The sequence below is a fragment of the Candidatus Accumulibacter contiguus genome, from assembly GCF_036625285.1.
GTDB lineage: Bacteria > Pseudomonadota > Gammaproteobacteria > Burkholderiales > Rhodocyclaceae > Accumulibacter > Accumulibacter contiguus.
Genome location: NZ_JAZKUC010000001.1, coordinates 2622436 through 2636115, shown reverse-complemented (window position 1 = coordinate 2636115; position 13680 = coordinate 2622436). Strand labels below are relative to the sequence as shown.

The following is a 13680-nucleotide window of genomic DNA, read 5'->3' as shown; positions in this document are numbered from 1 at the left end:
GTTCGGCTTGCGGGCACCCGGCCACTCGGCCGAATCCCTTGCATTTACACAAACGGAGTGTAAACTGTCCTGGAAAGGAGTTGCATGATGAACCTTGCCTATGCCTACCCCGCCAGCCGCTTCGAACCGGCGGCTCTTGTCGATCTCAATGCGCGCGCCGAGCGCGAGCGTCTGTCGAAGTCGGCGCTACAGGGCTTCTTCAATCTGGCTACTGCCTGGCGGCTGCGCGACGAAGACGCACGCGAGCTGCTCGGCGGCTTGTCGAGCAGCGCCTTCTACGAGTGGAAGAAAAACCCCGACCGGCTGCTCGAAGTCGACCGGATCACGCGCATCTCGTACCTGATCGGCATCTACAAGGCCTTGCACATTCTCTACGGCGACAAGCTGGCCGACGAGTGGATCAGCCTGCCGAACAGCAACCGGATTTTTGCCGGCCGCTCGCCGCTCGCTTTCATGCTTGGCGGCGGTCTGCTGGCGATGCAGACCGTTCGCAAACTGCTCGAAGCGCGGCGCGGCGGCATATGAACCCGCCACTGCCGCGCCTGTCGCGTTTGCGCCGGATCGATACGGTACGGCTGATTCCTTCGCGCTTTGCCGAGCGCGAGGATTCGGTGCTGACCGCAATCGCCGAGAACCTCGACCACCTGCGCGACCTGTTCGAACTCGACAACGCCACCAACGAGAGGCTGATCGGCGAGCGCGGCGGGCTGCCGGGAATCGGCGTCGACGAACTGGTTTTCGGCGTGCCGAACTTCCGCATCGTCAATGCCGCCTTCACCTACCCTCGCCCGGAAGGCAGCCGCTTCAACGACGGCGAGCGCGGCGCCTGGTATTGCGCTTTCGAACTGGAAACGGCACTGGCCGAGATCATTTTCCACAAGACGGTCGAGTACCAGGAAATCGGCCGCTTCGACGACAGCGTCAACTACCAGGAACTGCTCGCGGATTTCAGCAGCGAGTTCCACGATCTGCGCGACGCGCCGGCCTTTGCCGCCTGCCTCGACCCCGGCAGCTATGTCGCTTCGCAGGGTCTCGCGGCACGCCTGCTCGACGCCGGCTCGCTGGGAATCATCTACCCCAGCGTGCGCCGCGCCGGCGGCACCAACCTCGCCTGCTTCCGGCCGGCGCTGGTCGGCAATCCGCGCCGCGCCGCGTCGTTTCGCCTGACCTGGGCGGGCAGCCGGCAACCCCAGGTGGAGAAACTGGACCGCCAGGAAACAGGAGGCTTGTGAAACAATCGACCCAACCTGTCAACCCGACCACAGCCATGACGACCGCGGCCAAGCACACGACGACTGCGCTGCTCGACAGACGCCCGGAAGCGCGGACTTTCAGCGTCCAGGATCTGCTGGAGATGGTGGCAAGCGGCCGGGTTCGCATTCCCAGTTTCCAGCGCGGCCTCAAATGGGACCGCATGAATGCCAGTCTCCTGCTGGAAAGCCTTTTTCGGGGTTATCCGGTGGGAACGCTCCTGCTCTGGGAAGCAGCGGCGCCGGCGGGCGAAGTGCGTTTCGGATCGCTCACCCTGCCTGCTCCGCAGATGCCGAATGCCTTGTGGGTGGTCGATGGTCAGCAGCGAATTGTCTCCCTCGCCCGGATATTGCTCGCTGCCGACCCGGACTCGGACGACTTCGCCCTGTACGTCGACCTCGACGCGGCGGACTTTGTGATTCCTCCTGCCATCGGCAAACGCCGTGCCGATCCGTCGCGCTGAATGGCGCTCACCAGGGAGACAAGGTTTCGACGCGCAAGGTCCTGGCGCGAATTCTCCCGGAAAGTGAGGAACGATCCGTCAATGGGATGCTGGAGATGGTCAGCGGAAAACCGTCGGCCATACCCGACGTCGCCGATCGCTTCAATTTCCGCTTCGCGGCGAGCAAGCTGCTGGCCCTTGTCCTGTTTAGCCTCGAACCACGAGACCTGGTCACCGGTGAAAGGCTGGCCGCCGGGCAACTCATGAGCCAGGTCCAGTCGGGCCATGACTCATCACCACTGTTACAGATCTTTCCAGTGCGTGCCGGCGAAGCTGTGGAAGCGCTGCAATCGGCAGCCAACCGGCTCATCCAGCCGCCACACCAGAGGGGCATACGCCGCCTGCTGGCCGGGATCGATGATTCCCGCCTCCTGCTGTCGCATGGCATCAGCGCAGCCGCGCGACAGGCGATCGACGACGGCGATAGCGCTGCTTTCCTGAAGTTGCGCGCCGAGTGGATGCGGCCGCGCGTAGAGATCTTCTTCGCTCGCCATGCCCGCTGGGACGAGCCCGATCGGCCGAGGATTGCGTCGCTGATCGTCGACGACGAGGAGGGCTGAATCATGGCCGACGATGCGTTGCCGGAAACCGCCGACGCAACCCTTCAGGCGACCGAAGAGCACGCTGGCGAAAGCGACTGGCACTTTTCGCTGGCCGGAGTGCAGCTCAAGTTTTCCGCCCGAAGCGAAGGGCGCGGACTGACCATCACGGTCAGTGGCACCGGCGGCGACTGGATCGTCAAGTTGCCGGACGCCCGCTTTCCGGGTGTGCCGGAAAACGAGCATGCAACGATGCGCTGGGCAGAGGCCAGCGGCATCGATATCCCGGAAATTCAGTTGATTCCGGTTGCGGAGATTTCTGGCCTGCCATCGGAAGCCAGTATATTCGGAGGTCAGACGGCTCTGGCTGTCCGCCGCTTCGACCGCCCGGCGCCGGGCAAGCGGGTTCACATCGAGGACTTCGCGCAGATTCTGGGTCTCTACCCCGAGCAGAAATACGCTAGCTACAACTACGAAACGCTGGCCAACCTGGTCTCCAAACTCGCCGGAGAATCCGAACTGGACGAATTCATCCGGCGACTGGTTTTCGTCATTGCCTCCGGCAACGGCGATGCGCACCTCAAGAACTGGAGCCTGATCTACCCTGACGGCGAAAACGCCAGGCTTGCGCCCGCTTACGATCTCGTTTCGACCATTCAGTACAAGGCTGACGACCAATTGGCGCTCAACCTCGCGCGCTCGAAACGCTGGCAGGACGCCACTCGCGAATCGTTCCTGCGCCTCGCGCGCAAGATTGGCGACGACGAAACGCTAATGGCCAGCCGGATCGAACACGCCGGAGAAGCCATCATGACGGCATGGCACTCCTCACGCGGCGACTTCGGTTACACCGCGCAGGCGCTCGACCGCATCTCATCTCACCTGGCACGCGTGCCGCTATTCTCCGCAGGCACCTGAACACCTGCCTGCAGGACAAGACCCCTCACGCTTCAGACGACAGACATCGAACGCTTCCACTGCCAAACATCGGCCACCGTGTGCTGTTTCGACCAGCGCACCGCCGATAGCCGCGACCCGCCACGCGCGATGCGCGCGAGAATCAGGAACAGGTTGAGCTTGCTTTCCGCAGCGCTGCCCAGCACCCGTGTGAGGCCCACCTGGTCGGCCAACTGCTTGAGGGCACACAGCACCCCAAAAATCTCGCCGCTGGTCATCTCCCCCGACCAGTCGTCGAATTCGCCCTTCACCAGACGTTCCATGGTGACGATCCGCTCCGGTGCCCAATTCGTCAGATTGGCGATGGTCCGCGTGCAGACTTTACCCCCCTCGCGATACGACTCACGGAGCAGGATGGCGGGTTTGGACTTGCGGTTGGGGATGCGGGCGATGTACATGCCGACAATAAAATCACATAACTTATTGTTCGCATCAGCGGTTGGAGATGCGCCTGAGCGCCTCGGCTGCATCGACGATGGGAATGCCTTGATGGCTGCGCAGGGGCAGCAAGTGCTTGCGATCCCCCGAGGCAATCAGATCTGCGCGGGCCGAGACAGCGGCGGCGATCACTTGATCGTCATCAATGTCGCCCGCCACCACGCCCGGCACGCTGGCGGGTTCGACCAGCTCGATGATCTCGACGTAATCGGCCAGCACTTCGCGGGCCGTCTTGCCGATCAAGGCCAGGCGCTTGCTTGCTGATGGTCGCGTGAGTACTTCAGCCAACTCTTCAAGCAGCGCTGTGCTGCTGTAGATCTGGACGCTGTGTCGTTGGCCGATGGCAGCCAGCAAGTGATGCGGAGTGCCGCGCCACAATAGCGCCGACAGAACCACGTTGGTGTCAAGAACGATCCGCACCCGAGTCCTTGCTGGTTGATCCAGCTTCCCGGACGCGGCGCTCAGCGCGCACCGCATCCACCTCAGCGGCAATATCGTCCTCGCTCATCGGCGCGGCGCCGGCGGCTTCGAGTGCCGGTGCGATGGCGAGCAGACGATCCAGCGCTCTCCGCTTCCTGACCTTGGTAGCCAGGAACTCCACGAAATCTTCCACCTCGGCCACCTGCTGCGGCGAGAGTGTTCTGATCTTCGACATCAAGCTTTGTTCAACAGTAGCATTCATCACCATCCTCCCGAGCTGCGGCGCGCTCAGCGCGCCAGCGCCTGAAGCTGTACGTTGGTCAGGAAGGCACAAGCCACTTCTTGACCACATTCTTGTCCTTGTCGGGCGACTGCTCACCCTCCTGGAACTGTTTCGCGCGCGCATGAGCCGCTTGCATTGTCTTTCCCTTTAACCCGTTGCGTCCTCGGTGTGCGATATGGTGCATCTTGCTGACGCAATTCAAAAATGCAAGGCATCACGGTCAGCTTCGTTCCGAGTAGTGGAGTCGTTGCGCCATTTCCCGAGTCATCCTGACGCCGAGTTGGCCTGCTCCTGGCCGAGAGGGCCAGTTACACCCATCCGCTTCCGTTGCTCCTCCCACAGCACCGGTGGACTGATGCAAGCTCATGCGCGGTGACGTGAGGAGGCAAGGTTTCATCCAGGATGGCCGCCACGATGTCTGGCGCGAGCGTGGTGAGGTTGAGCATGCGGTACATGTAGCTGTTGTCGTCTCCCCCCATAGTTGTGGATAACCGTTAGCGCAGCCAGGCAGCCAGGCGGCTTTTCGTCAGACCTCGCCCGTTATGGTACAACTGAGACAAGCGGCCATTGCGCCCTTCAACGGCGGAGGAACTGCGATGGAACGAACTGTCGCACCATCCATTCCCCCCATTCCCCCCATTCCAGCCAGCGCTGCAACTCATTCTCGGACCATTCCGAATGGAACGGGTCTGCTTTCCAGGCCTCTAGTGCTCGCTGCCAAGCCTCCTGATACCGTTTCGGGGTAAAGATTCACCCCCCTACGCAGCTACCGGGATGGCGAGGAGCGCGGGAAGTTCGAGGCCCTTGCGGGCAGCCTCGATGACGGTGCCGAGATAGCGCCAGGCGCATGCCTCGCGGCGGCGGCAGGTTTCGATGACGCTGGCCAAGAGAGCAAAGGCGCGGGATCCTTCTTCGGAGCGGGTGCCGTGGCTGAGGTAGCGCGCAATCACCCAGTGCCGCAGCGCCTGTTCGGCGGCGTTGTTCGTCAGCGGCAGATGGGGCTCGTTGACCGGGCGCAGGATGACCTTCCCCTCGTACAGGAATTCGCGGGCGACGCTACCCAGCACCTTGTGGTCATCCGCCTGGTGCGCCTCGCACTGTTGCCGTAGCCGCTCGATGGCCGCGGCGTAGCGAATCCGCAGTCCTTCCGGCGGCGGGTCGATTCGCGCCGCGTAAATGGCGGCCATCCAGGTCTTCATCAGCCCTTCCATCTCCTTTCCGACCTCCGCCACCCGAGCATCACTCGATTCGGCCAGTCCCCGCAGCTTGCGCATCCGGTGCGCCCAGCAGCGCAGGCGGTTCTCCCAAGCGCGGTAGACTCGGTAGCCATCACTAATTCGCGAAAGCGCCGCAGGGAGAGGTGCATCCGCAGCGCCAGGAAAACGATCATCCCGGCCCACTGCGGACCCACCAGGCGCCATTCGCCCAGTCCCACCCGATCCCACAGGCTGTAGGCTGGCGCACGCCACGGCAGCGCACGGGTGGTATGCCCGCAGGGGCAGCTCACTTCGAGCATCTGGTGACGCGTGACCCGGAAGATCAACCCGATCTGACCGTCGATGGGGGGCGCAATAGGGACCTCATCCCAGGCCGTGTAGGCCTGCGACGGGGTATCCGTCGCCAGCGCCAGACCACAAGCCGCGCAGCACGCCGGCCGGTGCTCGCACGTGTCGGTCACCGTGAGCTGCTGGGTGCGGCCATGACCCGGACTGCCGGACTGCTTGCCGGCCTTTCGGTCCGACGCCTTCAGCGGTAAGGGCGGCGGCTCGTCTCGCGGGACGGTTTCTTCCGTCGAATTCGCTGGGTCCATCGCCTCCGTCGCCGCTTCCGGGACTTTCGCCGGGGGCCTCTTCGCAGGCATCTCTTCCTCCTCTTCCTCGCCCGCGCCGGGTTTCTCCCAAGGCGCCTGGCTGGTCGGGGGCCGCGAGCGGTTGGCCGGGTTCTGATTCAGACGATCCTGCAATTCCTTGACGTCATCCAGCAGGCGGATAGACACGTCCGGCAATCGCTCCGCTGGCAGCTTCTTCAGCCACTCGGCGTCCATTTGCAGAAGGTCGTGCTTGCGGAGGTGCATTGCGTCGGTTCGTTGTCGAGTGGCAGTATTATGACGTACGAATTATTTCTGGGGGGGATTTTTTTGGGGGGGTGAATCTTTACGCTGCTGGTGCACCTCGTAATGGTCACGCCGCTTTGCTCTGAGAAAGCAGTCATCCTTGATCGTTAGCCGTCTGGCCTGAGTGAATTTACAAAAGTCCCCGTTCGGCGAAAGACAAGGGTGGTGATTGCTGGGCGACGATGAAGTGATCGAGCACTCGCACTTCCACCAAGGCCAGCACCTGCTTGAGTTCGCTGGTCAGCAACTCGTCGGCGCGTGACGGTTCGGCCACTCCGGAGGGGTGATTGTGCGCCAGCACCACTGCCGCAGCGTTGTGCCGCAGCGCCTGTTTGACGACCTCGCGCGGATAGACACTGGTCTGCGTCAGCGTACCGCGGAAGAGCTCTTCAGCGGCAATCAGGCGATTCTGTGCATCCAGCCACAAGGCAAGGAAGACCTCGTGCTCCAGGCCCGCGAGATGCAGCCGCAGGTAGTCGCGTACGGCACCAGGAGAGGCAAAGGTGATTCCTCGTTTCATGTCTTCAGCCAGCGCCCGCCGTGCCAGTTCGACGACCGCCTGCAACTGCGCGTATTTCGCGGGCCCCATGCCGGGCACTGCCGAAAACTCCGCCGAGTTGGCGGCAAACATGCGGGTCAAGCCACCGAAACGCCCGATCAGTTCGCGCGCCAGATCAACGGCACTCTTGCCGCGAACGCCGACACGCAGGAAGATCGCCAGCAATTCGGCATCCGACAGAGACGCCGCTCCGTTCGCCAAAAGGCGCTCGCGCGGTCGCTCGTCCTCGGGCCAATCGGTAATTGCCATCTCGCCACCTCACCCGTCGAATGCGTCTTCCGGCATTATAATCTTGACAACAACTACTTGCCGCAGCCTTCCGGTTTTCCCTGCTGCACGTTCAGTTCTTCTGTATGGCGATTTGCTTGCTGTGCCAGCAGTTCGAGCGACATCCCCGGCAATCCATGACGCCGCCACTCGGTATAGTTGAAGCGATCGCGCGATACCGCCACCATGAAGCGTTCGGCTTCAACCAACCCGAGGGCACTGATCAACGCCTGCATTCCGGCGATGCGAATTTCTGCTTCAGTCTTCATACCATTTCTCCAGACAAGACACCGCTTCCATCGGGAAAAGCACCCTGACTCTGCCAAACTGCCGCAACCGTTTGCTGAACCGGTCATCCGTCGTCACAAGAATGTCCGCTTTGCCGACAATGGCCGAGGCGACGTGCAGAGAGTCATATATCCTGAACACCGCAAGTTAAGGCTGGAGTTTGCCGCTTGGTCAGAAATTACAGATTTGGTGTGTTAATTATAAATATAAATCAACAGGTTAAATCATGCCGGGAATTGCTGAGTACATGACATTATAATGCACTGACAACCAAATATGAGCCTTTCTGATTTCCATGTGTCGCATAGAAACGAAAAGTGGCAATCACATCTTCATCTGTCTTCGCTACTCACACTAAGGAACGTTTCAATAACAATTTGCGAAAGCTGATCAATGGAATCCCACCGTTTTTCCAGTCCAGCAATGAATTTCCGCAGGTTGTTTTTTGAACGTTCCTAATTCTACTTTGCCACATTTCTAAAATGGTTGAAATACAGGCTATTGAGCTACATATCTAATGCTCTACCACATAAGGAGTATGACGATGAAATCGCCAAATTTATTTATTTGGGATCGGGCGTGCGGTGGCCAGCTGCTGCGAGAATCTGACCAGCCATTTTCAGTCGTTCCGGGAGTGTTTCCGCAGTAAAACGCGAAGCACGGCCGAGCAAGCTGAACAGTACTTGCGGGGCCTTTTTCAAAGCCCTCGTGCGAACCTGGAACAGATGAGCGAGACGGTGGCGGAGACCGAGTATTACAGCCTCCACCACATGTTGAGCGATGCTGCATGGGACTTTGAGAATGTGCGTCGGGAGACGGCGCGACAAGCGGACGAGTGGATCGGTGGGCCAGAGACGGGACTGTTGCTCGATGAGTCTGGGGTCCAAAAGAAGGGCGACCATTCAGCGGGCGTCGCCAGGCAGTACAACGGTCGCCTGGGTAAGGTCGAGAACTCGCAGGTTGGAGTGTATGCCGCCTTGGCACGAGGGTCGCAGGCGGCGATCATCGACTTCGAATTGTTCCTTCCAGAGCGTTGGGTTGAAGACGCCAAGCGTTGCCAGGAAGCGGGGATTCCGGAATCGGCACGGGTCTTTCGGACTAAGCCGCAGATGGCTGCCGAGATGGTCAAGCGGGCACGAGCCGCCGGGGTGCGCTTTGGCTTCATCGGTGCCGACGGCCTCTATGGCCACGCGACTTGGCTGCTGTTTGATTGGGACGATGCAGGTGAGGTATTCGCCACCGAGGTGCACAGCGACCAGCAGTTTTACTTTACCGATCCGGGAAAGGCGTGGGTACCGGCCTGGGAAGCCCGCGAATGGGCCGCGCGCCTGAAACGAAAGGAGTGGCACCCGGTGATCCTGCGCGACGGGGAGAAGGGTGAAGTGCGCGCGATGTTTGCCCATACCCGCGTGTGGATCAGTCATCCGAACAGCGCACAGGCCCGCCAATGGCATCTCCTGGCACGCCGCGATGGCAAGGAGGTGAAGTTCATGCTCTCCAACGCGGCGCCCGACACGCCACTTCGCGAGCTGGCACGCATGCAGGCACAGCGCCACTTCATCGAGCGCGCCTTCGAGAATGCGAAAGGTTGCTGTGGGATGGCCGACTACCAGGTACGCAAGTGGCGGGCTTGGTACAACCACATGGCGCTCGTCTGCGTTGCACTACTCTTTCTCGTCAAGGAGCGGCGGCAACACTCACCCTACGCCGAGTTACTGTCCTGTGCCGATGTCGTCGACATGCTCGTGGCGCAGCTCCCGGTGAAGATTCACGGTCGCGAAGACCTCGTGCGAATCATCGCCGAGCGTCATGCACGGCGACAAAGCGCCCGCGACAGCGCCTACCGAAGGCAGCCGCCAGCACCCAAAAATGCCATTAGAATCTGTTAATGTAGAACTAAGTTGATTTCCGCAAAACGCCGTACCAAGAGTCATGGCGTTAGGCCGGGATCAGAACGGCGTTGGTGCATAAATACTCTCTTTAAAAATCAATAGCTTAAAGCGATGGAGGCGTCAATTTATGACAAAATTTGACGTTCCTGGCATATTTTCCGAAAGTTGCTTTTTCTAACATGCTGTTTTTATGTTAATTTTTCATGGCGAATTATGCACCAACGCCGATCAGAACCAGAAAAACAAGCCGCTGAGGTAGTTGTTCGGGATCTTGATTCCCGCATTTAATTCGAGCCTGGCCCCTTTAATCCTTCGATAACGTCTAATTAGACCGGTTGAACTTTTCGACGGGATCTCCGCTATGGGAATAGCTTCTTCACCGTCCGCTTGTGGCCGACAGCAGAGCATCGCCGATACATCCATGCTGACTGCTGCTTCCGACCCTGAGCCATCACTGGCGAGAAATGGAAGGGGGCATTTTCATCTCTGTCGTTCCCCGTTCAGAGTGATTTTCGTCCGAATCTAGACTGACAATAGTCCACTAGCACCCCTCCTTCTAGCCCACCCGATTACCCACAACTCATCCGTCATTGAAATAGGCGGCACGGCCAGCCTCCAGGGCAATGGCAAATGCCCTGACCTTCTGCATCCCTTCCCAGATCGCCTTGGGGCCGGGATGCCCGTCGTGTTTTCGCCCGAGAAAGCCGCCAAAGCCGGCAATCAGCCGCACCATCTGACCCAGGGGCGGGGGAGCATCCGGCGGTGGTGAGCGATGGGCGACGATCCAGGCGGCTTGATATCAAACACCACGTCACAGGGCAAATCGGGGCAGTCCCGGCCCCAGGTAACCAAGGACAGGATGCGCCAGGCGATAATCAGGTAAATGACCAAGGCGCGTTCCAGTCGCTCCATGCTGCCCAACTGCAGGGATTCTATCTTGCAGCCTGATTTCCAAATGCGGAAAAGAATTTCTATCAGCCAGCGGCGGCGATACCAATCAATGAGTTGTACGATGTCTTCGAGCGTTTCCGCCGTCCGATTGGTCAGCAATTTCCATTCAATGGGCTCCTCCCCAACCGGCGGGTTTTCTTCTCGCGCCAGGATCGCGGTCACGGTCACGACCGGCGCACCCTTGCGTACGGGCAAGGTGACCCGCTCCCGGTAAAGCGTTTGCCGCACCAGTCGGGCCGGGCGGTCTGGCGCTGCGGGCATGGTGAATTCCAGTTCTCCTTCCGCTTCGCCACCGCCCACACGGTCCCACAGCTTGTCGCCCATGCTCGTCTTGCGGTTATGCTTGGACCGGATCAGGTAGTCCGCCGGATAGTCCCGCTCGGCGGCCGTGTTCATCACCGCTCGAATGTCGCCTTCCCTATCCGTTATGTATACCAGCCGGCTACCAGGCACGGTCTCGGCCAGATCGGCCACGATGGTATAGCCTTCCACCCAGCGGATACTTTCCTTGATGTCGGGCTGACCTTTTGGCTTTCGCGCCCACATCCAGCAGTCGGTCGCGCCCAACACCAACCCGCTCGGCGTCATCGCCAGGGTCGGATGCGCAAACATCCCATGCTGGGCGTCGTAGCTCAACCGTCCCAGCCCGGCAATCCCCGGCTGCGAGGTAAAATCCGCTTCGGTGGTATCCTGAACACACAAGACAACCGGCTGGCCCTGCATCCGCTTTATCGTTTGCTGGGTATGAACCTCCAGGATTTCACGCCAGTCCGTCGCGGGATTGTCCAGCAGCCGGTAGGCCGCTTTGGTTTCCGCCCAACCCCCGCAAGCCACCGGGATGCTTCCGGTCGGTTGTGCCGACAGATCATCCACCAGCTTGATCAAGCGCCGCGTCCGCCGCGCATCCCCCAAATCCAGATCCTTGAACTCCTCCGCTGCCCAACCCATGCCATACCTCCGCAAGATTACGAAATATACGTTTTAACAACAGCTTGAAAACTGTTGCCGTTTGCATATATGGGGTGGGTAAGCGGAAATGCAACAGCGTTTGCTATCGCGTTGGAGTCAAGCCACGCCGCGCGCTCCTATGTCAAGTGAGTTGTGGGTAATCGGGTGCCTTCTAGCCTCTCTGTTTGGGAGCCGGTTCGGACAAAGAATTCTTCAACTTCAGGATCATCCTTTTTTTTCTTGACCTTTGCGAATACCTTCTGATCGCTAGGTATACATTTCACGTAGAACACATGCTTATCTTGAATCGGGACAACATGGCCGAACACGAAGGCTGCGTAAAACTGTATTCCAATCTTCGTCCGCATCAGGTTTGAGAAGTGCTTCTGAAACTCATCGAGGTTCTTGAACTTATCTGCTTCAATTCCTAGGCATTCGCCGTTATCCGTTACTCCTATAACTAGCTCACCACCGTCTTTATTCAGAAATCCACAGACAGTCTTCAGAACTTCACCCTCGATGACATATTGAGGTGTATCTTGTTTAGGCGGCAAGCTTACCCGAAGGGTGGATTTAAATTCGAGATGTGGCCCCTCACCGCGTTTAATGAGTGCGAAAACGTCGCCGGGTTCCGGTGCTTGTCGCCATGAGCCATTCATGCCTTTGTTTTTGTCGTCTACATAAGTATTATCGGATGGAAGCATTTGCTGATCAATTGACGATTCTTTGTTTTCTGTTGCATCTAGCCTAACCTTTAGCGCAGCCAATGCAGCACGCAGCCGTTCAACATGGAATTGAAGAAGCCATCGGTTATAAAGAATGTTTCCAAATTCTTGAGGTGCACTTTCTTCACTTATTTGATCCTTTACGCTGTCAAAAACGACATTTGCGGACTGCAATTTCGGATCGAGTTCATAGATCAAGACCTGAATCACTTCAATACTGCGATGAGAACCACGCTCGACCAATGCATCAAGAATGCGTAAAAAATGAGTTGGGGTTTGACCGTTGCTAACGTGGTCGTAGATAATTTCTACTAATTGCTTCTCCACATCTTCATCATCAATCAATCCGACGAACCTATACCACTCTTCACGGCAAAGATTAAGAGTTTCCCTTCCTGCATCGAATATTCTTTTGGAGTTGGTCGCTGCAATAACTTTAGAGAGCAATTCGCTTGTAAGCCGGCGGCTCGCTCCTCGCTCGATTGCTTCTGCAATATCAGGTGCAAGCGACTCCGTAAGACGCCCCTGCTGGAGGAGTGTCTCCAGCAATTGCGGTAGTTCATCACGCTGAATTCGCTTTAACTTGAATCGGTAGGATGCGAGTTCTATTTCAGGTATTTGGTTCGACGTCATCTCTGGGCCATGAAATGTAATCAGGTTGCTTCGACATACAATTAGCGCTGAAACCCGCTAAACACAGTCTCCCGAACCAGCAGTGTTGTACTACCGTCACTGACTGCTCACCCCTGGAAACTGTCAGACGCCGCCTAGAACATGGCTCATTCTAGCTTGGGGTACGTGAGCATTACCGTGAGCAGTTCAGCGCCTTCTATAGCCGCTGTCGCCCCTGACAGCCCCCCACTTCTTGAGACTCACGCAGCGCTGTTCAGCGGAACAGGACGCTTCGATTGTATCCTGCCGTGGAAGCGAATGGGGATGCCTGAGCTACCGATCTGTGCTTTAGAATGTTCCTGCGTGTGCTTAGACACTGGTCTGCGTTAGCGTACCGCGGAAGAGCTCTTCAGCGACAATCAGGCGATTCTGTGCATCCAGCCACAAGGCAAGGAAGACCTCGTGCTCCAGGCCCGCGAGATGCAGCCGCAGGTAGTCGCGTACGGCACCAGGAGAGGCAAAGGTGAGTCCCTGGCGCATTTCCTCGCCGAGCGCGCGCCGAGCCATTTCCAGGACTGCCTGCAATTGGGCGTACTTCGCCGGCCCCATGCCGGGCACCGCAGAAAACTCCGCCTGGCTGGCAGCGAACATGCGGTTCAGGCCGCAGAATCGACCGATCAGCTCGCGCCCCAGATCGACGGCGCTTTTTCCCTTGACGCCGACACGCAGGAAAATTGCCAGCAATTCGGCATCCGACAAGGATGCCGCACCATGGGCGAGCAAGCGTTCACGTGGTCGCTCGTCCTCTGGCCAGTCGCTAATCGCCATCTTGTTACCCCCAGCAATGTGCTGCCATGCATTCTAACGGTCATGACTGTTGCAGGCACCCCCGATGATGGAAGTCATGACCGTTTCCCTTCCTTGCAGGGCGCATG

15 protein-coding genes and 3 pseudogenes are annotated in these 13680 nt (G+C 58.9%); 6 read left to right on the top strand and 12 right to left on the bottom strand.

What is annotated here, in order from left to right:
* Nucleotides 1-87: 87 nt before the first annotated feature.
* The 5 genes from V5B59_RS12870 (at nt 88) to V5B59_RS12850 (ending at nt 3210) form a co-directional block, all read left to right on the top strand.
* Entirely contained in the window at nt 88-525 is a 438-nt protein-coding gene (locus V5B59_RS12870; RefSeq protein WP_169072123.1) for an antitoxin Xre-like helix-turn-helix domain-containing protein, read from the top strand.
* On the top strand, nt 522-1232 hold the full coding sequence (locus tag V5B59_RS12865; RefSeq protein WP_332351947.1) for an RES family NAD+ phosphorylase: 711 nt from the start codon (nt 522-524) through the stop codon (nt 1230-1232). Before V5B59_RS12870 ends, V5B59_RS12865 begins: the two co-directional genes overlap by 4 nt.
* Entirely contained in the window at nt 1229-1714 is a 486-nt protein-coding gene (locus tag V5B59_RS12860) for a DUF262 domain-containing protein (protein ID WP_308240208.1), read from the top strand. The genes V5B59_RS12865 and V5B59_RS12860 overlap by 4 nt, the downstream gene beginning before the upstream one ends.
* Nucleotides 1715-1809: 95 nt before the next feature.
* Nucleotides 1810-2313 (top strand): hypothetical protein, encoded by a 504-nt coding sequence (locus V5B59_RS12855; RefSeq protein ID WP_248595108.1) that lies wholly within the window; start codon nt 1810-1812, stop codon nt 2311-2313.
* A gap of 3 nt (nt 2314-2316) precedes the next feature.
* Entirely contained in the window at nt 2317-3210 is an 894-nt protein-coding gene (locus V5B59_RS12850) for a type II toxin-antitoxin system HipA family toxin (RefSeq protein WP_332351946.1), read from the top strand.
* A gap of 32 nt (nt 3211-3242) precedes the next feature.
* On the opposite strand, the gene V5B59_RS12845 is transcribed toward V5B59_RS12850, so the two are convergent.
* From V5B59_RS12845 to V5B59_RS12805, 9 genes and pseudogenes are all read right to left on the bottom strand, one after another.
* A complete protein-coding gene (locus tag V5B59_RS12845; RefSeq protein ID WP_248595001.1) occupies nt 3243-3647 on the bottom strand; it encodes a hypothetical protein in 405 nt (134 codons plus the stop codon).
* 34 nt (nt 3648-3681) lie between these two features.
* Complete coding sequence (locus tag V5B59_RS12840; protein ID WP_169071455.1) at nt 3682-4107, bottom strand: putative toxin-antitoxin system toxin component, PIN family; 426 nt, start codon at nt 4105-4107, stop codon at nt 3682-3684.
* Nucleotides 4091-4369 carry a DUF2281 domain-containing protein gene (locus tag V5B59_RS12835; RefSeq protein ID WP_332351945.1) on the bottom strand — a complete coding sequence of 93 codons (279 nt, stop codon included), beginning with the start codon at nt 4367-4369 and terminating at the stop codon, nt 4091-4093. Before V5B59_RS12835 ends, V5B59_RS12840 begins: the two co-directional genes overlap by 17 nt.
* A 285-nt stretch (nt 4370-4654) precedes the next feature.
* Nucleotides 4655-4863, bottom strand: a pseudogene (locus V5B59_RS12830) (hypothetical protein); the annotation flags it as partial.
* 21 nt (nt 4864-4884) lie between these two features.
* Nucleotides 4885-5052: a DUF6399 domain-containing protein gene (locus tag V5B59_RS12825; RefSeq protein ID WP_248594999.1), complete on the bottom strand. Its 168-nt coding sequence runs from the start codon at nt 5050-5052 to the stop codon at nt 4885-4887.
* Nucleotides 5053-5148: 96 nt separating this feature from the next.
* Complete coding sequence (locus V5B59_RS12820) at nt 5149-5685, bottom strand: IS66 family transposase (protein WP_248595122.1); 537 nt, start codon at nt 5683-5685, stop codon at nt 5149-5151.
* A complete protein-coding gene (locus tag V5B59_RS12815; protein WP_248595123.1) occupies nt 5589-6464 on the bottom strand; it encodes a hypothetical protein in 876 nt (291 codons plus the stop codon). Before V5B59_RS12815 ends, V5B59_RS12820 begins: the two co-directional genes overlap by 97 nt.
* 169 nt (nt 6465-6633) lie before the next feature.
* The gene (radC, locus tag V5B59_RS12810; RefSeq protein ID WP_169072176.1) at nt 6634-7311 is read right to left on the bottom strand and encodes a RadC family protein; all 678 of its coding nucleotides are present in this window, start codon (nt 7309-7311) and stop codon (nt 6634-6636) included.
* Between the two features lie 53 nt (nt 7312-7364).
* On the bottom strand, nt 7365-7598 hold the full coding sequence (locus tag V5B59_RS12805) for a hypothetical protein (protein WP_169072177.1): 234 nt from the start codon (nt 7596-7598) through the stop codon (nt 7365-7367).
* Between the two features lie 603 nt (nt 7599-8201).
* Here V5B59_RS12805 and V5B59_RS12800 point away from each other — a divergent pair.
* Nucleotides 8202-9506, top strand: a complete 1305-nt coding sequence (locus tag V5B59_RS12800) for an IS701 family transposase (RefSeq protein ID WP_332351419.1) — start codon at nt 8202-8204, stop codon at nt 9504-9506.
* A gap of 583 nt (nt 9507-10089) precedes the next feature.
* On the opposite strand, the pseudogene V5B59_RS12795 reads toward V5B59_RS12800, so the two are convergent.
* From V5B59_RS12795 to V5B59_RS12785, 3 genes and pseudogenes are all read right to left on the bottom strand, one after another.
* Nucleotides 10090-11408: pseudogene (locus V5B59_RS12795) on the bottom strand (IS4 family transposase).
* A gap of 137 nt (nt 11409-11545) precedes the next feature.
* Entirely contained in the window at nt 11546-12682 is a 1137-nt protein-coding gene (locus V5B59_RS12790) for an AlbA family DNA-binding domain-containing protein (RefSeq protein ID WP_332351944.1), read from the bottom strand.
* Nucleotides 12683-13117: 435 nt separating this feature from the next.
* Nucleotides 13118-13573, bottom strand: a pseudogene (locus V5B59_RS12785) (UPF0758 domain-containing protein); the annotation flags it as partial.
* Nucleotides 13574-13680: the final 107 nt, after the last annotated feature.